Annotated in this window: 17 protein-coding genes; 15 read left to right on the top strand and 2 right to left on the bottom strand. The window is 58.4% G+C overall.

The window, feature by feature from the left end; genetic code table 11:
* Positions 1 to 9 precede the first annotated feature (9 nt).
* The 10 genes from pgaB to TX23_RS27125 all read left to right on the top strand — a co-directional run bounded on the left by pgaB (position 10) and on the right by TX23_RS27125 (position 17,967).
* Positions 10 to 2,013, top strand: a complete 2,004-nt coding sequence (gene pgaB / locus TX23_RS11785; protein WP_057702324.1) for a poly-beta-1,6-N-acetyl-D-glucosamine N-deacetylase PgaB — start codon at positions 10 to 12, stop codon at positions 2,011 to 2,013.
* A 2-nt stretch (positions 2,014 to 2,015) separates the two neighbouring features.
* Positions 2,016 to 3,356 carry a poly-beta-1,6-N-acetyl-D-glucosamine synthase gene (gene pgaC, locus TX23_RS11790; RefSeq protein WP_057702325.1) on the top strand — a complete coding sequence of 447 codons (1,341 nt, stop codon included), beginning with the start codon at positions 2,016 to 2,018 and terminating at the stop codon, positions 3,354 to 3,356.
* A 2-nt stretch (positions 3,357 to 3,358) separates the two neighbouring features.
* Complete coding sequence (gene pgaD / locus TX23_RS11795) at positions 3,359 to 3,835, top strand: poly-beta-1,6-N-acetyl-D-glucosamine biosynthesis protein PgaD (RefSeq protein ID WP_034125431.1); 477 nt, start codon at positions 3,359 to 3,361, stop codon at positions 3,833 to 3,835.
* 455 nt (positions 3,836 to 4,290) lie between these two features.
* The gene (locus tag TX23_RS11800; RefSeq protein ID WP_057702326.1) at positions 4,291 to 6,012 is read left to right on the top strand and encodes a ShlB/FhaC/HecB family hemolysin secretion/activation protein; all 1,722 of its coding nucleotides are present in this window, start codon (positions 4,291 to 4,293) and stop codon (positions 6,010 to 6,012) included.
* 30 nt (positions 6,013 to 6,042) lie between these two features.
* On the top strand, positions 6,043 to 14,424 hold the full coding sequence (locus TX23_RS11805) for a two-partner secretion domain-containing protein (RefSeq protein WP_082629607.1): 8,382 nt from the start codon (positions 6,043 to 6,045) through the stop codon (positions 14,422 to 14,424).
* 16 nt (positions 14,425 to 14,440) lie between these two features.
* Positions 14,441 to 15,022, top strand: a complete 582-nt coding sequence (locus tag TX23_RS11810) for an imm11 family protein (RefSeq protein ID WP_244885955.1) — start codon at positions 14,441 to 14,443, stop codon at positions 15,020 to 15,022.
* Between the two features lie 149 nt (positions 15,023 to 15,171).
* Complete coding sequence (locus tag TX23_RS27115; protein ID WP_244885951.1) at positions 15,172 to 15,615, top strand: hypothetical protein; 444 nt, start codon at positions 15,172 to 15,174, stop codon at positions 15,613 to 15,615.
* A 646-nt stretch (positions 15,616 to 16,261) separates the two neighbouring features.
* Positions 16,262 to 16,693, top strand: coding sequence for a hypothetical protein (locus TX23_RS11815; protein ID WP_057702328.1), 432 nt, complete (start codon positions 16,262 to 16,264; stop codon positions 16,691 to 16,693).
* Between the two features lie 240 nt (positions 16,694 to 16,933).
* Positions 16,934 to 17,419, top strand: a complete 486-nt coding sequence (locus tag TX23_RS27120; RefSeq protein ID WP_082629608.1) for a pentapeptide repeat-containing protein — start codon at positions 16,934 to 16,936, stop codon at positions 17,417 to 17,419.
* Positions 17,420 to 17,517: 98 nt separating this feature from the next.
* The gene (locus TX23_RS27125) at positions 17,518 to 17,967 is read left to right on the top strand and encodes a hypothetical protein (RefSeq protein ID WP_087149496.1); all 450 of its coding nucleotides are present in this window, start codon (positions 17,518 to 17,520) and stop codon (positions 17,965 to 17,967) included.
* 106 nt (positions 17,968 to 18,073) lie between these two features.
* Here TX23_RS27125 and TX23_RS11825 read toward each other — a convergent pair whose 3' ends face one another.
* Complete coding sequence (locus tag TX23_RS11825; RefSeq protein ID WP_057702703.1) at positions 18,074 to 18,331, bottom strand: hypothetical protein; 258 nt, start codon at positions 18,329 to 18,331, stop codon at positions 18,074 to 18,076.
* 256 nt (positions 18,332 to 18,587) lie between these two features.
* Here TX23_RS11825 and TX23_RS11830 point away from each other — a divergent pair, with 256 nt between their 5' ends.
* From TX23_RS11830 to TX23_RS11845, 4 genes are all read left to right on the top strand, one after another.
* Positions 18,588 to 19,280 (top strand): hypothetical protein, encoded by a 693-nt coding sequence (locus tag TX23_RS11830; RefSeq protein WP_056782548.1) that lies wholly within the window; start codon positions 18,588 to 18,590, stop codon positions 19,278 to 19,280.
* A gap of 463 nt (positions 19,281 to 19,743) precedes the next feature.
* A complete protein-coding gene (locus tag TX23_RS11835) occupies positions 19,744 to 20,424 on the top strand; it encodes a CsgG/HfaB family protein (RefSeq protein ID WP_057702330.1) in 681 nt (226 codons plus the stop codon).
* Between the two features lie 29 nt (positions 20,425 to 20,453).
* On the top strand, positions 20,454 to 20,816 hold the full coding sequence (locus TX23_RS11840; RefSeq protein WP_032901737.1) for a DUF4810 domain-containing protein: 363 nt from the start codon (positions 20,454 to 20,456) through the stop codon (positions 20,814 to 20,816).
* The gene (locus tag TX23_RS11845; protein WP_005783625.1) at positions 20,813 to 21,463 is read left to right on the top strand and encodes a DUF799 domain-containing protein; all 651 of its coding nucleotides are present in this window, start codon (positions 20,813 to 20,815) and stop codon (positions 21,461 to 21,463) included. The genes TX23_RS11840 and TX23_RS11845 overlap by 4 nt, the downstream gene beginning before the upstream one ends.
* A gap of 6 nt (positions 21,464 to 21,469) precedes the next feature.
* On the opposite strand, the gene TX23_RS11850 is transcribed toward TX23_RS11845, so the two are convergent.
* Positions 21,470 to 23,680, bottom strand: coding sequence for a M10 family metallopeptidase C-terminal domain-containing protein (locus TX23_RS11850; RefSeq protein ID WP_057702331.1), 2,211 nt, complete (start codon positions 23,678 to 23,680; stop codon positions 21,470 to 21,472).
* 213 nt (positions 23,681 to 23,893) lie between these two features.
* On the opposite strand from TX23_RS11850, the gene TX23_RS11855 reads away from it, so the two are divergent.
* Positions 23,894 to 25,522, top strand: coding sequence for a vWA domain-containing protein (locus TX23_RS11855; protein ID WP_057702332.1), 1,629 nt, complete (start codon positions 23,894 to 23,896; stop codon positions 25,520 to 25,522).
* Positions 25,523 to 25,698: the final 176 nt, after the last annotated feature.

Consider the following 25,698-nt stretch of genomic DNA (forward strand, 5'->3'; position numbering starts at 1 on the left):
AGCCTGACCATGACCCTCCTCAGTCGTTTTTTTCTGGTCCTGGGTGTAATGCTGGCCGCCGCATGCGCCCAGCAACCCGCGCCATTCGTTCCACCTGCCGAGCGGCCGACACTGGCCAGCGAAGCGCCGTGGCCGAAGAACCATTTCCTGGGCATTGCCTACCACGATGTTTCGGACAACGACCCTGACCAGGCCGTGGTGGCGGTGCGTACCGAGCGCTTGATCGAGCAATTGGCCTGGCTGCGCGAGAACGGTTACCAGGCGGTCAGCGTGGATCAAGTCCTTGCTGCGCGCCGGGGCGGGCCGACACTGCCGCCCAAGGCCGTGATGCTCAGCTTCGATGACGGCTATTCCAGCTTCTACACCCGCGTGATGCCGATCCTGCGGGCCTACAATTGGCCGGCCGTGCTGGCGCCGGTGGGCAGTTGGATCGACACGCCGCTGAACCAGCCGGTGGACTTCGCCGGTACCCCGCGCCCACGGGGCGACTTCCTGACCTGGCAGCAGATTCGTGAAGTGTCTCGATCGGGCCTGGTGGAAATCGCCGCCCATACCGATGCCAATCACAAAGGCATACTCGCCAATCCCCAGGGCAACCTCGAACCGGCGGCCACCACGCGCCGCTATGATCCGGCGACCGGTCGCTATGAAACCGAAGCGCAGTTCCAGGCGCGAATGCGTACTGACGTAGCAGCCATCTCCAATAAAATCCGTACTGTCACTGGCAAGGCTCCACGGGTATGGGTGTGGCCGTATGGCGCGGCCGATGGCACCACCCTGGCCGTGGTCGGTGAACACGGCTATGAGATGGCGCTTACGCTGGATGACGGTTTGGATGACTCCAACAAGTTGATGAACAGCCCGCGCTTTTTGGTCGCCTCCGACCCGGATGGTGAGCACTTCGCCAGCAGCATGGTTTCGGTTCAGGCCAAGGCACCGTTGCGCGTCTTGCATGTGGACCTGGATCACGTCTATGACCCCGACCCGGTTCAACAGGCGCACAACCTCGATGTGTTGGTGCAGCGCGTGGTGGACATGGGCGCCGTCACGGTGTTCCTGCAAGCCTACGCCGACCCCAAGGGTGATGGCCTGGTGCATTCGGTGTACTTCCCCAACCGCCACCTGCCGATGCGCGCCGACCTGTTCAACCGCGTTTCCTGGCAGTTGCATACCCGTGCCCACGCCAGCGTGTTTGCGTGGATGCCGGTGCTCAGTTTTGCCCTCGACGCCAAGCTGCCACGCGTGACCCGCTGGGACCCGCAGACCGGCAAGGTTGCTACCGATCCGGATCAATACAAGCGCCTGTCGCCCTTTGATCCGAAAGTGCGGCAGCTCATCGGCGAGATCTACGAAGACCTGGCGCGTACCAGCAACAGTGCTATCGACGGCGTGCTGTATCACGACGATGCGCTGCTGAGCGACTTTGAAGACGCCAGCCCCGCCGCACTCAAGGCCTATGCTGCCCAGGGCTTGCCGGACAATATCGCTGCGCTGCGTGCCGACCCTGTAGTGATGCAGCGTTGGACTCGCTTCAAGAGCCGCTACCTGACCGATTTCACCAACGAGCTGACCGTGAAGGTGCGCGCCATTCGCGGCCCGCAGATCCTCACCGCTCGCAATATCTTCGCCGAGCCGATGCTCAACCCCGACAGCGAAGCCTGGTTCGCGCAGAACCTCGATGACTTCCTCAAGACCTACGACTGGACGGCGCCCATGGCCATGCCGCTGATGGAAGGTGAGTCGTTGAAAAACTCCAATGCCTGGCTGGAAAAACTGGTGGCCACGGTCAAGGCGCGCCCCGGTGCGCTGGAAAAAACCATCTTCGAACTGCAAGCCAAAGACTGGCGCACCCAGGCCGCACCGGATATCAGCGCTGAGCAATTGGCAGAGTGGATGGGTGTACTCAAGCGCCAGGGCGTCACCAGTTTCGGCTACTACCCGGACAACTTCCTGGAAAACTCCCCGGACTTGAAGACCATACGTCCGGCCCTTTCCAACCAGTGGAACCCTTGATCATGGTTGACAGAATCCTGGCTGTATTCGTGTTGGCACTGGTACTGGGCTTGCCCCTGGGCCTGATCTTCCTGGTGACCGGGCAGTTCCTGATGGACTTCGTGTTCTTCTACCCGCTGTTCATGTCGGCGTTGTGGATTGCCGGTGGCCTGTATTTCTGGCTGCACTGGGAACGCCACTGGCCGTGGAAAGAAGACACGCCGGCGCCGACCCTGGCCGGCGAGCCGCTGATCTCGATCATCATCCCTTGCTACAACGAGGGCGATAACGTCGCTGACACCATTGGCGCGGCCCTCGGCCAGTTGTACCCGAACATCGAAGTGATCGCGGTCAACGACGGCTCCAGCGACAACACCGCCGCAGTACTCGATGCCCTGGCGTTGCAACACCCGCGCTTGCGCGTGCTGCATCTGGCACAAAACCAGGGCAAGGCTGTGGCCCTGCGCATGGGCGCGGTGGCCGCCCGCAGCGAATACCTGGTGTGCATCGACGGCGATGCCTTGCTCGACAAAAACGCGGCCGCCTACATGGTCGCGCCGATGCTCGACAACCCGCGCCTGGGTGCCGTCACCGGCAACCCACGCATTCGTACCCGCTCTACCCTGATCGGCCGGGTGCAGGTGGGCGAGTTCTCCTCGATCATCGGTTTGATCAAGCGTACCCAGCGGGTATTCGGTCGGATCTTCACGGTCTCCGGTGTGGTGGTGGCGTTTCGCAAGAAGGCCCTGGACCGGATCGACTACTGGAGCACCGACATGATCACCGAGGACATCGATGTCAGTTGGAAGCTGCAACTCGATCACTGGGCGATCTTCTACGAGCCGCGCGCGCTGTGCTGGATCCTCATGCCCGAAACCGTCGGCGGCCTGTGGAAGCAGCGTCTGCGCTGGGCCCAGGGCGGCGCCGAAGTGCTGTTCAAGAACATCCGCGGCATCTGGCAATGGCGCCACCGCTACCTGTGGCCGCTGCTGTTCGAATACTGCCTGTCCACCGGTTGGGCCTTTACCTTCCTGCTGTCGGTGATCTTCTGGGCCGTGGGTAAATTCGTCACGTTGCCGGCGGCGATTACCGTGGACTCGTTGGTGCCACCTGCGTTTACCGGCCTGGTGCTGGCGATGGTGTGCCTGCTGCAGTTTGCGGTCAGCATCCTGATCGACCGGCGCTACGAAAAAGACCTGTGGAAAACCCTGTTCTGGACCGTGTGGTACCCGATGGTGTTCTGGCTGGTCAGCCTGTTCACCACGCTGGTCAGCTTTCCCAAGGTGTTGTTCAACCAGCATCAGAAACGCGCGCGCTGGGTCAGCCCGGACCGCGGTATCAAACCTGCACAAGAGGAGGCGTGATCATGAAACTGGTCAGAACTCGCCAAAACACACTGATGTGGATCGTCGATGTGCTGCTGACCCTGCTGGCGTGGGGTGGGTTGATCTGGCTGCTGGCGCGAGGCATCAGCGCCATGCTTGAAACCCACGGCGGCCCACGCATCGAGGCGCCTATCTTTGCTGCGCTCAACACCTTGCAGGTTTACCTGTGGATCGCGCTGTTCAATGCGGTGATCCTGATCAGCTGGGCACGTTATCAGCAGCATCGCGGGCGCAAATTCGCCCAGCGCCGCGCCGAGGCCAATGCACTGAGCGACCAGCACCTGAGTGAAAGTTTCAACTTGGGCGATGGCGACCTCGAACAACTGCGCCGCCCCGGCGTGCTGGTGATTCACAACGATGAAGAGGGCGGCGTCGAAGAAGTGAAATCCCACGTCTCCCGCGACGTCGAACGCCCCGGCCTGACCTTGGTACCCGACAAAGACAAGGGCATTATGTAGGAGCGAGCTTGCTCGCGAAAAACGCCAACGATAACGCGGGCATCCTGATTAAACACGGCGCCTGTGTGTTTTTCGCGAGCGAGCTCGCTCCTACAAAATGGCGCGAGTGCTCCCCACCTGGTTCAACGCATGCGTCGCAATTCCGATAAATGGGATCCAATTCACAAAACCCCCGCGAACTTTTCCCCCTTCTCCGGTACTAACCTAACTCGACGAACATCTGATGGCTAAGTAATGGCAGTCGGAAAGTCATTCGTCGAATCGCCATCAAAACAGTTGCCGCTTGTCGGAATAATCACCGTAAGTGCCCGACTTAAACTCTTTTGATGAAAAATTATTATTAATAATCAACAGGTTAGGAAACTAATCAGTCGAACGGCCCAACGTCGCCCCTTTCTAGGCGGGCTGGAAGTTCGATGTTAGTTTCGCGGCCCTTGATTTTCGATGGATCGAACATGTCTTCGTTATTGCCATGGACCCGGTTATTGCTCTGCACCTTCCTGCTCACCTGCATGGGCCTGAACAGTGCATCCGCCGCCCCCACGCCTGGCGATCAGGACTTGATCCGCGACCGGCAGAACCGCCTGCTTGAAGAGCAACAGCGGCGCCTGCAGGAACTTCAGGACCTGCCCGGCAAAGCGGACAAGCCCCAAGCCCCGGCAACCCCGGCCGACACCCGTTGCTTCCCGATCAAAACCATCGAACTCAAAGGCGCCGACAGTCTGCCGGCGCCCGACCGCGAGCGCCTGCTCAAGCCCTATATCGGCCAATGCCTGGGCGTGTCCCAGCTCAACGAGCTGCTCAAGGTCATCACCGACTACTACTTGGGCAAAGGCCGCGTCACCAGCCGTGCCTACCTGCCGCAGCAAGACCTCTCTACCGGCCACCTGCAAGTGCTGGTGGTGGAAGGCAAACTCGAAGCGTTGCGCAGCGCCGAAGGCAGCACGGTGACCGACCGCGAGCTGGCCATGGCGTTTCCCGGCAAAGTCGGTGAAGCACTGAACCTGCGCGAGATCGAGCAACTGGTGGACCAGCTCAACCGCCTGCCGTCCAAACAGGCGCAGATGGAACTCACCCCCGGCAAGCAAATCGGCGGCAGCGACGTGGTGGTCAAGAACACCGCGCAAAAGCCCTGGCGCGCCAGCCTGTCGCGCAACAACGACGGGCAAAAAAGCACCGGCGAACAGCAATGGGGCGCTGGCCTTGAGTGGGACAGCCCGCTGGGCCTGGGTGACCAACTGATGCTGCGCGGCGGCCACGACGCCATCAGCGACCACCAGAAAACCTCGAAAAACACCATGCTCTACTACAACCTGCCCTGGGGCTGGTGGAACTTCAGCTACACCTACAGCGAAAGCGACTACCGCACCTACGGCGTCACCGACGGCTTCAAATACAAGCAAGACGGCGACAACCAGAACCACCAACTGCGCGCCGAGCGGGTGATCCACCGCGATGACGTGAGCAAGACCTCGGTCAACGTCGGCCTGGCGCACCTGCGTACCAACAACTACATCCTCGACGTGCGCACCGCGCCCAGCAGCAACCGCCTCAGCGAACTGCAACTGGGCATCAACCACGGGCGGCGCATCGGCAGCGCCTTCGTCAACCTGGACCTGGGCATGCAAAGCGGCATCGGCCTGCTCGACGCCCAGGCCCAGGACGAGCGTGACCCAGCAGGCCGTCGCCAGCCGAACGCGCGCTACCGCAAATACACCGCCACCGTCAGCTACCTGCAACCGTTCAGCCTGTGGGGCGAGTCGTTCAGCTTCAGCAGTTTGGCCACCGGGCAACGTAGCGAAGACCCGCTGTTTTCGCCGCAGCGCATGAGCCTCGGCGGCTCGGCCTCGGTGCGCGGTTTCAAGGACCAGTTGCTGACCGGTGACAGCGGCGGCTACTGGCGCAACGAAGTGCGCTGGGCGCGCCCGGTGACCCTCGACTGGATGCGCCCGGCCTTCGCCGAGTACGGCGCCAGCGTTGGCTACGACCAGGGCGTGATCCGCAACGACCGCTACAACGGCAACGTGCATGGCCGGGTGTCCAGCAACTCCCTGGAGCTGTTCGCCCGTGGCAAACACCTCAGCACCAGCGTGACCTTTGCCCATTCCTTAGAAAGACCCGGTGTGGTGACCGAGCGCGAAGCGCCGATCTACTTGCGCATGGATTTTTTCCTGTAATTCAACGCCCCGCTGCATGAGAGCCTGACAATGGATGTTCGCCAATTCGCCTTCCTGGCCCGCCAACCTTCTGCCGCCCTGAAGCGCCGGGACGCGTTCTTCGGCCTGCCCAAGCGCGGGCTGGCGTTGATCCTCGCCAACGCATTGTTCTGGCAGCCGCTGCTGGCCCAGGCCGAGGGCATTGTGGTCAGTGCGCCGGGCACCACCGTGGGCGCGGCAGGCAATGGCGTGCCGGTGGTAAACATTGCCACCCCCAATGGCGCGGGCTTGTCCCATAACCAGTTCAAGGACTACAACGTCGGCCCCAACGGTGTGATCCTCAACAACGGCAACACCGCCATGGTCAACACCCAACTGGGCGGGATCATTGTCGGCAACCCCAACCTCAAGGGCGGCGCGGCGAACGTCATCCTCAACGAAGTCAACGGCGGCAGCCCCAGCCAGTTGCGCGGCTATACCGAAGTGGCGGGGCAGTCGGCCAAGGTCATCGTGGCCAACCCGTACGGCGTGACGTGCAGCGGTTGCGGCTTTATCAACACCCCCAACGTCACCCTCACCACCGGCAAACCGGTGCTCGACGCCAGCGGTCAATTGCAGCGCTATGAAGTGGATGGCGGCGCCGTGACCATCGACGGCCAGGGCTTGAACGCCAGCAACGTCGAACGCTTCGACATCATCACCCGCTCGGCCAAGATCAACGCACAAATCAACGCCCGCGAACTCAACGTGATCGCCGGGCGCAACGACGTCGATGCGCAAAGCCTGAAAACCACCGCCCGCGCCGATGACGGCAGCGCCAAGCCCGAGCTGGCGATCGACTCGTCGGCCCTGGGCGGCATGTATGCCGGCGCGATCAAACTGGTGGGCACCGAGGCCGGTGTGGGCGTGAAGCTCGACGGCACCCTGGCCGCCAGTGGCGGCGATATTCAGCTCGACGCCAACGGGCGCCTGAGCATGGCGCAGGCGGCGGCCACCGGTAACGTCAAGGTCACCGCGCAAAACGTCGACCTCACCGATAAGGTCTACGCCAACGGCAACGTGCAGGTCACCAGCTCCCAGGCTTTGGTCAACCGCAAGAGCATCGCCGCCGGCCAGCGCATCGAGATCAACGCGGCCAGCGTGAACAACCCCGGCATCATCGAAGCCGGCGTCGCCGCCGATAACAGCCGCAACACCACGGGCGATCTAGTGGTGAACGCGCAAACCGTCACCACCAGCGGCAACCTGTTGGCCAGCCGCGCCCTGGCGATTACCGCCGCACAAGCGCTGACCAACCAGGGCGCGATCATCCAGGCCAAGACCGTCGAGGTCAGCAGCGCCAAACTCACCAACCAGGGCGCCAGCGCTCGCCTGTTTGGCGAGCAGAGCCTGGCGATCAACTCGCCGGCCATCGTCAACCTCGGCGGCTTGATCCGCTTCGGCGAAGGCCAGGCCGCCACGCTCAACAGCGCCTCCCTGGACAACCGCCAGGGCCGTATCGAAATGGCCGGTGGCAGCCTGGTGCTCACCAGCGCCAACCTGAACAACAGCGGCGGCCAAGTCATCGCCAACGACCTGACCGTCAACGCCGGCAACCTGAACAACCAGAACGGCGTGCTGGTGGCCAAGACCGCGACCGTCACTGCCAGCAACCTCGACAACAGCCTCAAGGGCCTGATCCAGGCTGACGGCGGCGCGCTCAACCTCGCCGTAACCAACACCTTCAACAACAACCAGGGTTTCGCCCAGGCCAGCACCGATCTGAACGTCACTGCCGGCACCCTCAGCAGCAACGCAGGCGGCGTACTGAGCGCCGACACCGGCAAACTCACCCTCACCGCCGCGCAACAGCTCAACAACGCCCAGGGCCGTTTGCAGGCCGGGCAGGGCGATATCGAACTGCACGCCGCGAACCTGGATAACCAGAGCGGCACGATCGTCGGCAAGCAACTGCTGCTCGACGTGGCCGGCGGCGACATCGACAACCGCGCCGGGCGCGTGTTGGGTGACCACCTCGACGTACGCGCCTCGGGCCTGGACAACCGCAACGCCGGCCTGCTGGCCGGTGGTGCCCAGGGCGTAAGCCTGCTGCTCAAAGGCCCGGGCCAGTTGCTCAACGCCCAGGGCCGCATCCAGAGCGAGGGCCTGCTGCAATTGCAAGGCGAGCGCTTGGACAACAGCGCTGGCATCCTGCTGGGCCAGACCGTCGACGTCACCGCGCAGACCTTCAACAACAGCAACAAAGGCGCGCTGGTCAGCAATGGCGGCGACGTGGTGCTCAAGGTCAGCGACCTGCTCACCAACGTCGGCGGCCAGATCGACGCGGGCGAACGCAGCGTGCTGGTCAAGCAGCTCACCACCCTTAACAACGACGGCGGCACCCTGCGCGGCAAGCGCCTGGACATCGCCGCCCAGCACCTGAACAACGACAACGGCCAACTGCTGGCCGGCGCCGAAGGCCTGAGCTACAGCGGCCAGGATGTGAGCAACCGCAAAGGCCTGATCCTCAGCGGCGGCGCGCTCACCGAACTGAACACCACCCGCCTGGACAACCAGGGCGGCACCGTGCAGGGCGACAGCCTGAGCGTCACCGCCAACAGCGTCGACAACGCCAGCGGCGGCCTGATGGCAAGCCTGGTCGGCAACCTGCAACTGACCGTAGAAGCCCTGGCCAACCGTGGCGGCAAGCTGTTCGGCAAAGAACAGGTGACCGTCAGCGGCGCCACCCTCGACAACAGCGCGGGCGGCCAGATCAGCGGCAACCAGCTCAACCTGACCTCACGCGACACGCTCACCAACCAGGGCGGCCTGATCGAAGCCAACCAGGGCCTGGCCCTCACCGGCGGCAACCTGGACAACAGCGCCAGCGGGCAACTGCGGGCCCTGGGCGGCGCCAGCAGCAAACTCAACCTCAGCGGCGCGCTGAACAACCAGAACGGCACCCTCGAATTCGGTAGCCAGGCCTTCAGCCTTGACGCCGCCAGCGTCAACAACCAGAGCGGCATGCTGCAACACGCCGGCACGGGCCTGTTCCACCTCAACACCGCCAGCCTCGCAGGCAGCCAGGGCAATATCCAGGGCATGGGCAGCGCCGACTGGGCATTCGGTAAAGTCGACGGCCTGGGCCGCGTGCAACTCAACGACGTGCTCACCTACAAGAGCGACCAAGGGCTGGCCCTCAAGGCCGGCGACCGCATGGCCAGCGCCAAGGGCTTGATCCTCAACGTGGCCAGCCTGGACAACGGCGGCGAACTGCTCAGCGACGGCGACATCAGCATCACCACCGGCGATATGAGCAATAGCGGCCGCGTCTCGGCCCTGCAAACACTCACCGTCGCCGCCAACAACCTCAGCCAGAACGGCGGCCGCCTGGCAGCCACCAATGCGCGCCTGACCCTGGGCGGCACCCTGGACAACCTTGGGTTCCTCACCGCCCGCCAGCAACTGGACATCGCCGCCGCGCAAATCAACAACCGTGGCACCCTCGGTGCCCAGGGCGCAGTGAACCTCACCGCAGTCAACGGCATCACCAATGCCGCCGACACGCTGCTGTTCAGCGGCGGCGACATGACCTTGCGCAGCAATGGCTTCAGCAACAGCTATGGCGATGTCTACAGCAAAGGCAACCTGAGCTTCGCCGCTCGCGATGGCGGGCGTGCCGTGCTGTTCAGCAACCGCTCCGGTACCGTTGAAAGCGAAGGCTCGATCGGCATCAATGCGGGCTTTATCGAAAACGCCAAAGATGAATTCGAACTCGGGCAAACGCTGACCACCGGCAGTTTGAGTTGGATCTGTGGCCAGCACTGCGGCGAGAGCGACAACTGGGAACGTGGCGAGATCACCATCTACGAGACGTACCTTGAGGCGGCGACCAAGGACTCGGTAGCGGCGCGCCTGGTGGCGGGCAAAAACATGCTGCTGCAAGGCGACACGGTGCAGAACCGCTACAGCCTGATGGCCGCCAATGGCGACCTGAGCATCACCGCCGGTGACCTGCTCAACCAGGGCGCCGCCACGCGCACGGGCCAGCGCAAGCTTGTCATCGGCACGCCAGGTCACGTCTCCGACGATTTGTTTGAACGCATGCAATACGTCGACGTGCCCGCGTTCAATGCGGCCACGGCGGCTGGGAATTTCGACAAGGCGCGCTTCGAAGAACTCAAAAGCCGCTCACCCAATAGCCTGCCGTTCGCCTACGCAAGTGACGTCACCACCTGGACCAACAACAGCGGCCCCGGCTACGACGCCACCCTGCAAGCGGGCGGCACGGTCAACCTCAACGTCGCCCGCACCCTGCAAAACGGTACGCTGCACAACAACACCCTGGCGCAGTTGACCGGCACCCTCGGCGACGACCAGACCGGCATCCCCGTCGGCGGCATCAATATCAACCTGAGCAAACACGTCAACGACCCGAGCGCCCAGGCGCCGGGCAGCGTATTGCCCGTCGTGGGCGTGGCCCCCGGTGGCGGCTTCGTACCGGTGGACTACACCGGCACCGCCTTCGCCCCGGTCGACCCCACCACCTCGCCCACCTTCCAACTGCCCAAGGGCGAGTACGGCCTGTTCGTCAAAAACGCCGACCCTACCAGCCACTACCTGATCGAGACCAACCCCGAGTTCACCTCGGTGTCGGGCTTCTTCAGCTCCGACTACATGCTCGGCAAACTCGGCTTCACCGCCGACAACGCCTGGCGCCGCCTCGGTGACGGCCAGTACGAAACCCGCCTGATCCGCGACGCCGTCCTCGCGCAAACCGGCCAACGCTTCCTCGCCGGCGGCCTGTACAGCGACGCCGACCAGTTCCGCTACCTGATGGACAACGGCCTCGCCAGCAAAGACGCCCTGCGCCTGAGCCTGGGCGTGGCCCTCACCGACCAGCAAGTCGGCGCACTGACCCACGACATCGTGTGGATGGAAAACCGCGTCATCGACGGCCAGACCGTCCTCGTACCGGTGCTGTACCTGGCCCAGGCCGACTCGCGCAACGTGCGCGGCAACAGCCTCATCCAGGGCCGCGACCTCAACCTGGTCACCGGCGGCGACCTGATCAACGTCGGCACCTTGCGCGCCAGCAACAACCTCTCCGCCATCAGCAGCGGCAGCATCTACACCGGCGGCCTGGTCGAAGCCGGCAACAACCTCAACCTGCTCGCCCAGGACAGCATCCGCAACGCCATGGCCGGCGAAATCCGCGGCAAACAAGTCAGCCTCACGGCCCTCAAAGGCGACATCACCAACGAGACCACCGCCATCCAGGTGCGTGACGGCGCCGGCATGCGCACCCTCACCGACACCAGCGCCGGCACCATCGTCGCCCGCGAAAACCTCGCCATCGACGCCGGCCGCGACCTCACCAACCGCGGCGCCCTCACCGCTGGCAACGACGCCAACTTAACCGCCGGCCGCGACCTCAACCTCATCGCCGCCAGCGACACTAGCGTCAAACACGAGACCCGCGACGGCGGCGAGAAATCCAGCATCACCACCGACGTCAAAAACCTCGTCGCCAGCGTCACGGCGGGCGGCAACCTCAACATGCAGGCCGGGCAAGACGTCAACATCATCGGCAGCAATGCCACCGCCGGCAAAGACCTCAACATCGCCGCCGGCCGCGACTTCAACGTCGCCTCGGTCAGCGACATGCACAACGTCGAGGGCAAGGAAAAGGACGGCAAAAAACGCATCGAGACTTCGGACGACCAAACCACTCAAGTGGCGAGCGTACTGACGGCGGGTGGGGATTTTGTCAGCCAGGCCGGGCGTGATACCACGATTGTGGCGAGCAGGATCAGTGCGGGGAATGAGGCTTATCTGTATAGCGGGGATAAGTTGAACCTGCTGGCGGCGCAGAACAGCACTTACAGCCTTTACGACATGAAGGAGAAGGGTGGCTGGGGCGCGAAGAAGACCAAGCGTGATGAAGTGACACGCGTTACGAATGTGGGGACAGAGATCAAGACTGGTGGTGATCTGTCACTGGTCAGTGGCGGTGATCAGTTGTATCAGCGGGCCAAGCTTGAGAGTGGTAAGGACCTGGCGATCACCAGTGGCGGTGCGGTGACGTTCGAGGCAGTCAAAGACCTGCACCAGGAGAGTCACGAGAAAAGCAAGGGTGACCTGGCTTGGACCAGCGCCAAGGGCAAGGGTAATACCGACGAGACGTTGCGTCAGAGTGAGTTGGTGGCGCAGGGCGAGCTGGCAATCAAGGCCGTGGACGGCTTGAAGATTGATGTAAGGCAGGTTAACCAGAATACGGTAAGCCAGACCATCGACGCGATGGTCCAGGCGGACCCAAGCCTCGCCTGGATCAAGCAAATGGAGCAGCGTGGCGATGTTGACTGGCGCGAGGTCAAAGAGCTGCACGACAGCTTCAAATACAGTAATTCCGGCCTGGGCGCTGGCGCGCAAATTGTCATAGCGATCATTGTTACCTACTTCACGATGGGGGCAGCAAGCGGCGCAATCGCCGCCGCTGGGGCGGGCACGTCGATGGCTGGTGCGACGGCTGCTGCCACTACCGTATCTGCCGCAGGCTGGGCCAATGCTGCGGGCAGCGTTGTGCTTGCCGGTATGGCGAGTAATGGCGCTATCAGCACGATCAATAATCGTGGCAATTTAGGCGCAGTGGTCAAGGACGTAACCTCCAGCGATGCGATGCGGGGCTATGTTGTCTCGGGTGTTACTGCGGGGCTGACCGCAGGGTTCTACGACGACTGGACCAGCACGCAGACAGGCACTACTACTGCGCTGCCTAACTCGGGAGCAGTGACATCCGCGAGCCCATTGAGTACCTGGCAAGGTGTTGGTCAATTTACTGCGAATCAGGTTCTGCAAAACGGCACATCGGCCATCCTGACTAAAGCGCTGGGAGGAGAAGCCAGCCTCGGGGATGCATTGCAAAGCAGCCTTGCCAATGCATTTGCTGCCTATGGCTTCAACATGATTGGTGATGTCTCCAAGAATCGGTTCGCCGACGGCGGTATCACCAAGATTGGGCTGCATGCGTTGATGGGCGGGCTGGCAGCTGAAGCCGCTGGCGGCGATTTCCGTACTGGTGCGTTGGCAGCAGGTGTGAACGAAGCCCTGGTAGACAGCCTCGACAAACAGTACGCCAGCATGCCGGAAGATAAGAGAAAGAGCTTGCTGGTGATGAGCTCGCAGTTGATTGGTGTGCTTGCGGCGTCGGTGGACAGTGATGCTGACGGTGACAGTTTGCAAACTGGAGCATGGGTGGCGGGCAGTTCGACACAGTACAACTACCTCAACCATGAAGAAAACCAAGAGCGCTGGGCTGCCAAGAAGAAATGCCAGGGAGGAGATAGTGCTGCGTGTGGGCGTGCTGACGCTCTGGATGCTCTAGATAAAAGTCGAGATTTGGCGCTAACCACCGCCTGCAGTGCGAATGGTGCAGGTGCTACCTGTCGTTCTTTACGGCGAGAAGCTTCGGAGGCTGCTCGAAGCCTTGTGGTTGCGAGATTTGGCCCTGAGGCTAAAGAGCAGGCTAAGCAAGTTGAGCAGAATAAAGAGCTTGCGGCGTATTCCATTGAGGCGGAGCTTCGAAGCATTAAGCAAGTAGATAGCCCGATTGCGCTTGCTCAGACAAAGCGCCTGGCTGAGCAGCTCGCTGAATTTGGTTCAGACTTCATTCCGGTTTACGGCGATGCAAAGGGCTTCTATGAGGCTGAGGATCCGTTTGACTATGCCATGGCGAGTATTGGACTCATCCCGGGGGCCGGTGATGCCGCCCAGAAAGTCTTAGGGAAGGCTAAAAAGCTTTATCTGGAAGGCAAAGTTGCGGAGTCTGCAGATTTGGTTGAGGGACTTTCGAAAGAGCTGTCAGCGGGTAATTCAAAAGGATTGGGAGAGATACCATCAAGCAAGCCCTTAGCCTTACCATCACCTGAGTTCAACGTGCCAGCAGACTATCGTTTGAGTCGGAATGCAGATGGTACAGCCACGGTCACTGGGCCTAGAGGCGGGGTGTATAACTCAACCGGGCGTTATACTGCAGAAGGGAAGCCTGTGTATCGAGATAACAGCGGCGGTTATGTTACATTGGATGGAGGCCGTGCCAGTGTTTCTGCGCCAGTAAATTATGAGTCGATACCCATACATCATATTTGTACTAATAAATGTACCTCTGGGGCGAATGGACAGATAGCGTGGACAAAGGAGTATCAGCAGTTCTTTGACGGCGCTGATCTTAATATTAACCGTGCTACGGAAAATTTGGTTGCGGTGCCAGGGCATAGAGGCCCTCATCCGATTGAGTACCACCAGTATGTATTTGGTAGCTTGGAACAGGCTACTCGGGGATTAGCTCCAGGGACCCCTGCCTATAAGTCAGCTGTGACAAAGACATTAGAAGGGATTAAGTCAGAAGCAGTAATCGTGGGTAGTGAAGTTAATAAATGGCTTACGAGGGACTGAAATGAGATATTACTTGATGCGACAAGATTTAACTGTCTGCGATAGGTGGGTGCTCGGAGATGTACATCATGTAGATAACTGGCATTTCAGTGATCCTCCAGTTAATTTTATGGAGCCAGGCACATATACTCTCGATGTAAGATTCGACGGTAAAGAAGTTGATTATTCCCTCGCTGGATACGCCAGTGTTCCTGTTTTAAGCGAGAGGGCAAAAAATTCGCTCGCCGGTTTGCCAGAGATAGACGAACCTTATCAATATGTCGTTTTTGAGCCGGTTAAGATAAGCAATAAAGTGGTTTGCCAGAGCTATTTTTTGATGATTATAGAAACGCAAATCGATTGCGTGGATGAAAAGCGCTCTCGCTATACAAAGTTCGAGGGGGATGATCCTGTTAGGCCGGATATGGCCGGCAACTATCGTGCTTTCTACAATTTGGTGGTTGACCCGGGCAGAGTCGGATCAAGTCATATATTTAGACTTAAAAAATATTTGGGTGCGGTCATAGTAAGTGAAGAGGTGAAACGGCGACTTATGGCGGCTGGTGTTGTCGGCGTACTGTTTGATTCTGTTAATGGTGATCAAGAAACCGTTACCTAGTTGCTCAGGTAGTTGGGGGAAGGTGGCGAATTTGTTTAATTTGTGCTGGTAGTGCAAAGATCATTGATTAAATTTGCCCCTTTTTGTTGTTCTTTTGTTGTCCTTATTGAGCAAAATATCAGAAATATTTCTGTAAGGGTGGCACGGTGATGACCACATATAAACTCGAATTTCGACATAGACCTAGTGTTTCAGAGTCTATCGAAGAGAGGCATAAAGATTTTTTGAGGGCTATAGGCGATTTGGGCGCTCCTTGGAATTTGGAAAACGATGCCCTTGAAGTTCCCCCTATTGGAAGCGAGTTGGTGACCTCGGTGTCATTGGATAAGCTACTTTCAGTCGGCGTTAAAGGTAGAATTTCATACGCTCTGCGAGATCAGAAGTATCTCCAAGATGATGCGCAGTTTGACGATGCACTATTTATTGAATTTACAGATTCCAAAGTCGACTATTCGTATTTGTTGAAGGTTGTTTTTCCTGTTTATATAAAGGCGTTTGGCGCCTATCGCTCAGCTTTACATGATTGGAATGTTACGAGGAGCGATTGGCCTTTAGTGTTGGAAGCTTGTAACGCTACAAAAAAAAGACGTTAATGGTAGGGATGGCGTTTTTCGTATAAATGCAGCGAATTATTTCGATAAGGAATTGTGTTTTCGCGCCTTTGGAAAGAGGGCTCGTGAACTTGTTGATTTGTTGAATGGTTATGTAGAAGAAGTGTGTGAGTTTGGAGAGGGGGTTTTGATTGTAATTAGTTATACTCCGCTTTCTGCCGACGAACTGCTCAGTGCGGGTGATCGACTAAAGAGCTTAGTGGTTTGATTTTTTGTCTGGTCAAATTGGTTGATGTATTACAGTTTTGATTGGGCTTGGTTGAGTTGGTGTAAAGGTTCTGTTTTGGTAATTCTTTAACAAAATGGTTTGTTATAAGTCGGCCGTAGAAAAGGGGGCTGGAAAAGGGGGCAGATTTATTTAAATTAAAGTTTAAAGGTACATCAAATAAATCTGTCCCTTTTTGTTTTCTACTTAATGCGACAAGATATTACTGTCTGCGATAGGTGGGTGCTCGGAGATGTACATCATGTAGATAACTGGCATTTCAGCAGAAAAGGGGACAGATTTATTTAAATTAGAGTTGAAGAGCATGTTAAATAAATCTGTCCCCTTTTTCGTCCCCTTTTTCTATCCAGGCGGTCCAGGGTCGGCTCTCCCGGCATACCCTCCAAAAAAAGGAGCCGAATAATGCATTCCGTACCGCTAGAACATGAGAAGCAAAAGTTGATTTTCTACGTGGCTCAAGACTTAGATCAGTCTATTAGATCTAATGTGCAGCAGCTCGTGAATGAGCTCGCTGCGTCAAGAATATGGAGCATTGCCCCGCCAACCTTTATTGACGCGATAGACGAAGGGTGCGCGGAAGTGGTGGGTGGAGTGTTGGAAATTTATTCAGCGCTGCAACCGAATATACTGTCTGTTGATATGGATTCAAAAAATCTAGATGAAGTAGAAGAAATAGTCTGTGCCGTTAAAAAGTTATCGGAAAAGGAAAATATTTCCTTTGAGTTTCTGTTGGATACAACTTTTGTCGGCACCATTGATGATGGTGTTGTTGATCGAGTCTTGTTGGAGGGACTGCTCGTGCCGTGGCGAAATCATATAAATGGAGAAAGTTGAGTTGGTGCCAGAGCGGAGAGGAATAAAAAAGTGAGAAAAGGGAAAGATTTATTTTGAATTAGAGTTGAAAAACGTATTAAATAAATCTGTCCATTTTTTCAAGGGTAATCATCGCTACATTGCTGCTAAAATCTTAGACCGGACTCCGGATGTGAATCCTGGAACATTACGGCCGAATAAAGCTGGCTTAACTAAGCCAATGTCTGAGGTGAAGGTGGATCCGGTGGATTGGGGAAATAAATGATTAATATTAATTTTGAGACGGGCGAGATATTAACTCTACCTTTAAATAGTTTTGTCGGTGCAAGTTTGAAAAGGTTGCAGTTGCATCGCGCTATATTTGATGAGCTTAATGTTGGAAGTGCCGACTTTTCTGGTTCGAATCTGAGAAATGCCTCATTTGTTAACGCGTTTATAGATCGAGCTATATTTGACCGAGCAGCTCTCATGAATTCAAATTTTATGAATTCAGTTATGAGTAATACTTCTTTCGCAGGCGCAATGGCAGCGTTTGCTGATTTTGACGGTGCAAATCTTTCATGTGCAAGTTTTGAGGGTGCTGATATTGGTGGTGCTAGCTTTATTAAATCAAATTTATGTGGCGCTGATCTTTGTGCAAAAAGAATCGAAGAAGCGGTTTTTTTGGGCGCTACGTATAATGATGCTACTGTCTGGCCAAGTGGGTTTCGACCAGAGAATTATGGTGCGATTAAAGTGCTTAAATGAGAGTTGAAAAGCATATTAAATAAATCTGCCCCCTTTTTTTCATTTGATTCGGCAGGGTAGTAGATCATCCAACTAACGGTAGAAGGAAGCTAGACATAATGACAGAGGAATCAAAAAAAGGATTTTGGCGCTGGGGTTTTGCACTGTTGTTTGTTGGTATAGCGGCGGTCTTGATAAAACAAGCAACAGAAGAAACGCCTGAGCCTAGCAAACCAACCTTCCTTAGTGACTTGATAATCGTCACCGCGAGGACGCACGCGCGTAATTGGAAGGTTGACGAAAATACAGAGCTTGTTCGTATGGAGGCGACTAATAGTCATACCATAACGGTTTATTATTCTTTATTGAATTATGATTCTGATGTTTCTATTTTTAACTTGGAAGCTACCAAATCAGCAGTTGTAAATATTTTTTGTGATCCCAAAAATTTTGAAAAACAATCCATTTTTTCGCTGGGCGGTACTTACGTTTATGTTTTTGGTAGCAAAAATGTAAAAGAAATTGGCCGATTTGAATTTAACAAAAAGAATTGTGAAGGTTCTTTGTAAACGCTTGGTCATCAAGGCGGAGCAGTGCGAAAGGGCAGGTTTATTTAGCCTTTACCCTCCCCGCACGAGGCCAAAGCGGGCGACACAAAGGCCGCCCGATTTTCACTCAGGACGGATCGGCATTGAGCCTGCGACTGATGACATCCAGCAAATCACACCCATCGCGCAGCGGAATGGCCAGCAATTGGGCGAAGTCTGAAAGCACTACGGCATCGCTGCTGAGTTGTTCGCGAAAGGCTAGGTTTTCCAGCAGTTGGGTGACGGCCCGAATGCGGTGCACGGCGGCGTCGTGAAGGACGTCGAGAGGTGCCTGGGTGTCGATGATCAGGGCTGGGACGGTGCAGTCGTGGCCGGTGAGGGGGATGTATCGATTCATCATTAAGCTCTCTATTGATTATTGAGGGCTCGTTCTTCGGGTCGCCAAACCCGGTCGCTTTTTGAGCGACGGCCGGACTATAAGCCGCACCACCAAGCCCGCGCAAGGCATCAAAATGCCGCTGCTTCGGAGTGTGCCCGCAGCCGCTAACGTCTTGCCATCTATTGCCTACATACTGCCCACGAACAAACGCACTATGACCACGCAAATCCGAAAGCCTCACCCCAAACATTAAAGGACCAATGTGAAAAATCTCCTCCTCATTCTCTTCGCCACCCTCATCCTCGGCGGCTGCGTCAGCCACCCCCTCACTCCCGAAAACCGCGCGCAGATCAAGACCGTCAAAGTTCTGCCCGTGAAGTGGGAAAAGAACATGGTGTACTTCGGCCGTGAACAAGCCTGGGGCGCCGCCCTGGGTGCCGGGGTTGGCGCGGGTGTTGGCATGGCCAGCGGGGCGTCCAAGCTGGGTACTGCGGCGTTGAGTGGCGCCGGGTTTGCCGGCGGCATGAAGCTTGGGCAGTTGGCCGAGATGCCGACGCCGGTGGCTATTCTGACGGTGATGGAGGCGGAAAAACTCGATGTAGGCGTGTTGCTCAAACAGGGCTTTGTCGATGAGTTGGGCAAGACTTCGACGCTCAAGGTGGTCGGCGATGATGAGCCCGCCGATGCGCAGATTCAGTTGACCGTGTCCGAGTGGGGCTTTCGCCTGACCCAGGGTTTCAGCAGTGTGATTTATCCGACCCTTAACGTGTTAGCGCAGATGGATCGGGGCGATGAGATGGTCTGGCGCACCTTTGAAGCGGTCACGCCGTTTAATGGTCAGAACGTTTATGGCTATACACCGTTAACCTACCGCACGGACCCTGAAGCTTTGCGCCGGGCGTTGACCGGGATTACGCAGATTTCTGCGCAGTACCTGGTGAAGGAGCTCAAGTAGGGCTGTGCGAAGGCTGGCGGCTGTTGGTGTGCGGGCTTGGGCTAATGCCAGTGAGTTAAGGATTTTTTTGTAGGAGCGAGCTTGCTCGCGAAAAACTCACAGGCGCTGCGTTTATTCAGGAAGCACGCGTTATCGTTGACGTTTTTCGCGAGCAAGCTCGCTCCTACAGTAGGCGTGGCGATAGGGCTTGCTTGTGAAGGCGGTGTATCTGTTGCTGTACTGGCGCTTTCGCAGGCAAGCCAGCTCCCACATTTGATCTTTGTTGCTTTGAGTATTGCGGTCGGCAGTAGGGTAAGCCCCCCACCTATGGCCGAAACAACTTGAGAACCGCTCTCAACCCCGTAAAATGCCGCAGCCGTTGCATCACCGTCTTTCAGGGAAGAATTCAGGCCAGTGCGTTTTCAGGCTGCCTTTCTCCTTGGAAAACCCGGCAACGCTGATTTCCTCACCCAAGGAGCACCCTGTGAAGACACTGTCCAAAATCCTGCTGTCGGGCCTCACCGCCGTGGCGCTGTTGACCGTGGCCGGTTGCGCCACCGAGAGCAACCGCGCGATGCCGGTGGAGCAAGTCGCCAGCGCCCACGTGGCCTATTCCGGCGTGCGTGTGCCGATTGCCGTGGGCAAGTTCGATAACCGCTCCAGCTACATGCGCGGCATCTTCTCCGATGGCGTTGACCGTCTCGGCGGCCAGGCCAAGACCATCCTGATCACCCACTTGCAGCAGACCAACCGCTTCAGCGTGCTGGACCGCGACAACATGGGCGAGATCTCCCAGGAAGCCAAAATCAAAGGCACCGTGCAGAAGCTCAAGGGCGCTGACTACGTAGTGACTGGCGATGTGACCGAGTTCGGCCGCAAAGAAACCGGCGATCGCCAGTTGTTCGGCATTCTCGGCCGTGGCAAGACCCAAGTGGCCTACGCCAAAGTCGCGTTGAATATCGTCAACATCAACACCTCCGAAGTGGTGTATTCCACCCAGGGTGCCGGTGAGTACGCGCTGTCCAACCGTGAAGTGATCGGCTTCGGCGGCACCGCCAGCTACGACTCCACCCTCAATGGCAAGGTGCTGGACCTGGCCATGCGCGAAGCGATCAACCGCCTGGTCGACGGCATCAACGCCGGCGCCTGGAACCCGCGTAACTGATCAGCCACACCACAAGGAGCAGTACACGGATGAGCAAGGCAGTGAAGTTAGCGCTGACGCTGGCAGCAGTCGCAACGGTAACCGGGTGCCAGACGGCGCCCCAGCCCCTGTATCAATGGGAGAGCTACCAGCCGCAGGTTTACGAGTACTTCAAAGGCGAGCCCAAGGAAGCACAGGTGGAAGCACTGGAGCGCGATCTGCAGAAGATCAACGCCAGTGGCCGCAAGGCGCCGCCGGGTTACCACGCGCACCTGGGCATGCTGTACATGAACATGGGCAAGGATGACCAGATGGTGCAGGAGTTTCGCACCGAGAAGGCGCTGTTCCCTGAGTCTGCTGCGTACATGGACTTTCTGTTGAAAAACGCCAAAGCCGGAGTCGCCACCAAATGAGCCTGTTAAAACTCACCGGCGCCTTGCTGGCCCTGGCGTTGCTCGGCGGTTGCGCCGCACCCAAGACGGTTGATTATTCGGCGTACAAACAGGCGCGGCCCAAGTCGATCCTGGTACTGCCGCCGATCAATGAATCGCCGGAAGTGCAGGCGTCCTACAGCCTGGTGTCGCAAGTCACCTATCCGCTGGCCGAAGCCGGCTACTACGTGTTGCCGATTGCCCTGGTGGACGAAACCTTCCGCCAGAACGGCCTCACCACCGCCAACGATATCCAGGCCGTACAACCGGCCAAGCTGCATGACATCTTTGGTGCGGACGCGGCGCTGTACATCACCATCAGCGAGTACGGCACCCAGTACATGCTGATCTCCAGCGACACCTCGGTGACGGCCTCGGCCAAACTGGTGGACCTGCGCACCGGCACCACCCTGTGGACCGGTTCGGCGCGGGCGTCGAGCGAGGAGGGCAACAACAACGGTGGCGGCCTGGTGGGCATGTTGATCACGGCGGCGGTCAAGCAGGTGATCAACAGCTCTACCGATGCGGCGCACCCGATTGCCGGTATCACCAGTGCGCGGTTGCTGTCGGCAGGGCAACGCACCGGTATTCTGTATGGCCCGCGTAATCCGAAGTACGGCACGGACTGAACCGCGTCACCTCTGACGACGGTGCTGTTGGATCAAGTCGATGCGGGTGGCCGTGCCCATGGAGGCGCGGTGCCCGTTCACGTTGGCGCCGATGGAACCGTTGTGCAAGGCAACGATTTCGCCGGTGTCGATACTGATCAGCGGTGAGCCGGAAGTGCCGGGCTTCTTGAAGGCATCATGGTAGACCGTGGCCTGATAAGGGCTGCCCTGGTCGTATCCCTTGAGCGTGGTGGGCTGGCCCCTGGCATTTAAAAACGAAATGCCGAGGGCCTCTTGCCCGTGGTTGGGCATGAACACCTTTTGGCCAAGCGATGCCTGGGGGCCGGCGGCCAGCTTCAAGGGCGGGAACTGCTCGGCCAAGGCTTTTTTCTGTTCACCAGGCAAATCAACGCGCAGCTCGGCATAGTCCAGCCGTGCGTCGCCACTGAGCGGCGTGGGGTCCAGCGGCACCTTGCGCTCTACCTTCATCCGCCCGGTACTGTCTTGTTCATACCCCAGCCATAGTTCGAGCTTGCTGCCTTTGGCCAGTGCGTCGCGCACATGCTGGTTGGTCAGCACGCTGTTGCCATCGTTGATCAGCGAGCCGGTCCCCAGCGAACGTGTATGCACGCGTTCGTAGCCCCATGAGTCGCGTGTAACGCTCACTTCGCGAATACTGCCCACGGCCCTGGCGGCTGTATGCATCGGTGTGCCTTTGAGGGTTGCGTTGGCGTGGTTCTGCAAGGAGAACGGCGCTTGTTGCGGTACGGCCGTTGGCTCGTGGCGGGGCTCGTACGGTGCTGTCTTCACTGGCGTCGGCGGTTGCGGCGGTTGCGGCGTAACCTGGAAGGGCTGGGTTGGCGCTGTGCTTGCGTGTGACGCCTGGCTGATCACATCGCCCGGCTTGATGGGCCCCTGGCTGTTGATAAACAGGTCGGCCTGGCCTGCGCCGTTCAGGTCAATGGCCAGGCTGTGGTGGCCTGAGCGCGGATCATAGCCAAGCAACGCCTCACCCGGGCGGCCGCTGAAACGGCGCACAAAGTGCAAGTCCTTGAGCCCGGCTGCCCGCAGCGCGGCGGACACGTCGATCCTGTCCTCGCCGCTGGTGAAGTCGGTGATCAGGTCCGGGCGTTGTTCGGTCGACTCGCTGGCGTTGTTATACACAAACGTATCCTTGCCCGGCCCACCGGTAAGGATGTCCTGGCCCAGGCCGCCGGTCAGGCGGTTATCAGCATGGTTGCCGATGAGTTGATCAGCACCCGTGCCGCCGATGGCATTTTCCAGTGTCACCCCTTTGGCAATGGAGACGTTGCCTTTCATGCCGCCGACATCGGAGAAGTGTTCAGCCTTCAGGTTGATGGTCTGAGCCTGATGAAACCGTGAAAAATCCAGGGTGTCGTTGCCGCCCCCGTCCCACACGCTGAACACAGGCGCGTCGTCTGGTGAGTTGAGGCTGAGAAAGTCACGCCCGGTATTGGAGTTGAAGCCGTAGACCGTGTCGGTGTCGCGGGTTTTGTAATTGGCACCGTACAGCTTCTGAATGGGGGTGATGTCGTCCATCAGTGGTGCGCTGGCGTAGTGGGTTTGGCCGTTCTTGTTGTGGTCGTGGCTCAGATGGGAAGCCCACCAGTAACTCATCAGGCTGTAGGCGCGATTGTCCTCGGCGTAGCGGGCGTTTTCAGCGTAACTGCCGCCATTGTTGTACTCGCCGGGATGCATGAGCCCCAGGGTATGGCCGATCTCATGGGCCAGCAGATACCGGCTGAAACTACCTTGAGCGAAGGGGCGATTCACGCCATCGGATGCGAACCAGGCTTGTGTGCCATCGCTGTAGATGCCTGGATAAGACGCATAGCCCGACTGGCCTGTCTGGTTCGGGTCATTGCCCAGTAACAATTGCCCTTTGGCGTTGGGTGCATTCTCGGTGAAGGTGATATTGGCGACATCCGCCCAAGACTGCAGGGTGCGCCTGGCCTGTTCTTTTTGATGCTGAGAAAACTCGTTGGCGCCGACGGGGGTGCTGTAGGTGGCTTGCGAGGGTGTGAAAAACCGATAGGAGATGGGTGTGGTGCCGTCCGGGTTTCGCTCTTTCCAACGATAGCCCGTTCGGGTGATTTGCTCTGCCGCTTGCTCGGTGGTGTAGGACGGCTTGTCTGAAGCGGCCCCGGCATAGCGGGGTCGTTCAGCGTATGAGGAAGGCCCATAGCGGTGTGTGAGGTTATTTTTTACGGAACTCATCGCGATTTCTCTGGTGTAAAAAACCTCCAAGACGTCAAGAAACAGGCTGGTCTGACAGGGAGGCGAACTCACGATATGTGGTTTGTGGGGATGGCACGTTCAGTCGCTTGTGTTTCGAAGTGTGCCGCAACCATTGGGGGCAGGTTTAACCCGTATCGGTGCTGCGTTACGTCTGAGCTGTTGAACGGATCATTCACTCACGAGGTTCAGCCCATGTCCCGCTCCGTGCTCTTGCTGCGTCCTGCCGCCCAAGGCTTTGCCGTTACCCTGCTGGTGGCGCTGGCTGGGTGTGGGCTGTCGTCGTCCTCCGAAGTCTCCAAACCGGTTGAACCGGCGCCTCTCGCCGAGCTGCACAGCGCGCCGATCCAGAATGCAGTGGTCAAGCGGATGGCCATGCCGGCACCGATGGCGGTGCGGGAAATGGCGACGATGGACTACCGCAGCGAACCCCGCGAGCAATACGCTAACCTGCCGGATAACCCGGTGCATCGCGTCGCCGAAGCTCCGGTCTCCACCTTCAGCATCGACGTCGATACCGGCAGCTACGCGAATGTAAGACGCTTGCTCAACCAAGGTCGTCTGCCACCCGAAGGCGCGGTGCGATTGGAGGAAATGGTCAACTACTTCCCCTACCACTACGCACTGCCCACCGATGGCTCCCCCTTTGGCGTGACCACCGAGCTGGCCGCTACGCCGTGGAACCCGCGCACAAAACTGCTGCGCATCGGCATCAAGGCCTCCGATAAAGCCGTGGCAGAACTGGCACCCGCCAACCTGGTTTTCCTGGTGGACGTGTCCGGCTCCATGGACCGCCGCGAAGGCTTGCCGCTGGTCAAAAGCACGCTGAAGTTACTGGTGGAACAACTGCGCGATCAGGACCGTGTGTCGTTGGTGGTGTATGCCGGTGAGTCCCGCGTGGTGCTCAAGCCCACCTCGGGCAGTGAAAAAGCCAAGATCCGCAACGCTATCGAGCAACTCATCGCCGGTGGCTCCACCGCAGGCGCGTCCGGCATCGAACTGGCCTACCAGATGGCCCGCGAAGGCTTTATCGACCAGGGCATCAACCGCATCCTGCTGGCCACCGACGGCGACTTCAACGTGGGCATCAGCGATTTCGACAGCCTCAAGCAAATGGCGGTGGCCCAGCGCAAAAGCGGCGTATCGCTCACCACCCTCGGCTTTGGTGTGGACAACTACAACGAGCATCTGATGGAACAACTGGCCGACGCGGGCGATGGTAACTACGCCTACATCGACAACCTGCGTGAAGCGCGCAAGGTGCTGGTGGAACAACTTAGTTCGACCCTGGCGGTGGTGGCCAGGGATGTAAAACTGCAGGTTGAATTTAACCCGGCGCAGGTCAGCGAGTACCGCCTGCTGGGCTATGAAAACCGCGCCCTGAAGCGTGAGGATTTCAACAACGACAAAGTCGATGCCGGTGAGATTGGCGCAGGGCACACAGTGACCGCGCTGTATGAAATCGTACCCAAGGGCGAGAAGGGCTGGTTGGAGCCTCTGCGTTACGCCGCCGCGCCTGCGACCGAAGGCAAATCCGATGAGCTGGTGATGCTTCGGGTGCGCTACAAACCCGCTGCGGGCGGTAACAGCCAGTTAATCGAACGCCCCATCGCCAACCAAGCTGCCCCAGCCAGCGACGACCTGCGCTTCTCGTCTGCCGTGGCCGCCTTCGCCCAACAGCTCCAGGGCGATGGCCGCTACACTGGCACCATGAGTTTGCAAGACACCGCCAAACTGGCGCGCTCGGCCCGCGGCGATGACCCGTTCGGGCTGCGCAACGAATTCGTGCAACTGGTGGAGCTGGCCCAAAGCCTCAAACCCTGACCTCGCCCGCACCAATGTGCAAATGGGGGAGGGGCCATGCTGCTAAAACTTTTTGTAGGAGCGAGCTTGCTCGCGAAAAACTCACAGGCACCGCGTTTATCCAGGAAGCACGCGTTATCGTTGAAGTGCTTCGCGAGCAAGCTCGCTCCTACAGTAATCCTGCTTCGGCTGACCAA

The sequence above is a fragment of the Pseudomonas paralactis genome, assembly GCF_001439735.1.
Taxonomy (GTDB): Bacteria; Pseudomonadota; Gammaproteobacteria; order Pseudomonadales; family Pseudomonadaceae; genus Aquipseudomonas; species Aquipseudomonas paralactis.

What these genes read in the sequence shown, in the direction of transcription:
- pgaB (WP_057702324.1), top strand. Translation starts at nt 10, where the DNA reads ATGACCCTCCTCAGTCGTTTTTTTCTGGTCCTGGGTGTAATGCTGGCC.
- pgaC (WP_057702325.1), top strand. Translation starts at nt 2,016, where the DNA reads ATGGTTGACAGAATCCTGGCTGTATTCGTGTTGGCACTGGTACTGGGC.
- pgaD (WP_034125431.1), top strand. Translation starts at nt 3,359, where the DNA reads ATGAAACTGGTCAGAACTCGCCAAAACACACTGATGTGGATCGTCGAT.
- TX23_RS11800 (WP_057702326.1), top strand. Translation starts at nt 4,291, where the DNA reads ATGTCTTCGTTATTGCCATGGACCCGGTTATTGCTCTGCACCTTCCTG.
- TX23_RS11805 (WP_082629607.1), top strand. Translation starts at nt 6,043, where the DNA reads ATGGATGTTCGCCAATTCGCCTTCCTGGCCCGCCAACCTTCTGCCGCC.
- TX23_RS11810 (WP_244885955.1), top strand. Translation starts at nt 14,441, where the DNA reads ATGCGACAAGATTTAACTGTCTGCGATAGGTGGGTGCTCGGAGATGTA.
- TX23_RS27115 (WP_244885951.1), top strand. Translation starts at nt 15,172, where the DNA reads ATGACCACATATAAACTCGAATTTCGACATAGACCTAGTGTTTCAGAG.
- TX23_RS11815 (WP_057702328.1), top strand. Translation starts at nt 16,262, where the DNA reads ATGCATTCCGTACCGCTAGAACATGAGAAGCAAAAGTTGATTTTCTAC.
- TX23_RS27120 (WP_082629608.1), top strand. Translation starts at nt 16,934, where the DNA reads ATGATTAATATTAATTTTGAGACGGGCGAGATATTAACTCTACCTTTA.
- TX23_RS27125 (WP_087149496.1), top strand. Translation starts at nt 17,518, where the DNA reads ATGACAGAGGAATCAAAAAAAGGATTTTGGCGCTGGGGTTTTGCACTG.
- TX23_RS11840 (WP_032901737.1), top strand. Translation starts at nt 20,454, where the DNA reads ATGAGCAAGGCAGTGAAGTTAGCGCTGACGCTGGCAGCAGTCGCAACG.
- TX23_RS11845 (WP_005783625.1), top strand. Translation starts at nt 20,813, where the DNA reads ATGAGCCTGTTAAAACTCACCGGCGCCTTGCTGGCCCTGGCGTTGCTC.
- TX23_RS11850 (WP_057702331.1), bottom strand. Translation starts at nt 23,680, where the DNA reads ATGAGTTCCGTAAAAAATAACCTCACACACCGCTATGGGCCTTCCTCA.
- TX23_RS11855 (WP_057702332.1), top strand. Translation starts at nt 23,894, where the DNA reads ATGTCCCGCTCCGTGCTCTTGCTGCGTCCTGCCGCCCAAGGCTTTGCC.